Here is a 519-nt window from a genome sequence, read left to right on the forward strand (position 1 = left end):
GTCCACGCCCTTGGCGATCACATAGGGCGCTTCGGCCTTCTGCGTGTCGTACTTCAGGGCCACCGCGTAGTGCGTGGGGTTGACGATCACCACGTCGGCGGTGGGCACGATCTTGCGCACGCTGCGCTTGGCGATCTGCTGCTGCAGCTGGCGGATGCGCTGGCGCACCTCGGGCCGGAGAGCATGAACAGGCCGAACACGATGATCAGCGAGAAACCGAGCGAGAACAGGTTGAAGGCCGGCGCGATGCGGTTGAGCAGGCCGAAGCCGATCTGCACCACCAGCGCCGAGAAGATCACCGGCAGGGCCAGCAGCAGGGCGGCCGAGAAGACCCAGGCCACCTGCAGCGGCAGCATCTCCAGCGCCACCTGCGGGATGCCGCCGCCCACCGGCCAGGACTTGAAGCTCGACCCCATCACGCCATTGAAGACCAGGTGGCCTTCGACGGCGAAGAACACCAGGATGCTCATGACGTAGAGCAGGGTGGAGACCACGTCGGAGGACACGCCGCTCATGGGG

Annotated in this window: 2 protein-coding genes; both read right to left on the reverse strand. The window is 66.1% G+C overall.

From position 1 onward, the window contains the following. Window positions 1-168, reverse strand: a 168-nt coding sequence (locus ACT6Q8_RS25700) for an EscU/YscU/HrcU family type III secretion system export apparatus switch protein (RefSeq protein WP_444739509.1), incomplete at its 3' end; no start/stop codon positions are given. Then, window positions 87-519: flagellar biosynthetic protein FliR (locus ACT6Q8_RS25705; RefSeq protein ID WP_444739508.1), on the reverse strand; the 433-nt coding region annotated here is incomplete at its 5' end. The genes ACT6Q8_RS25700 and ACT6Q8_RS25705, both read right to left, overlap by 82 nt.

It is taken from the genome of Niveispirillum sp. (genome assembly GCF_052437035.1).
Lineage (GTDB): Bacteria > Pseudomonadota > Alphaproteobacteria > Azospirillales > Azospirillaceae > Niveispirillum.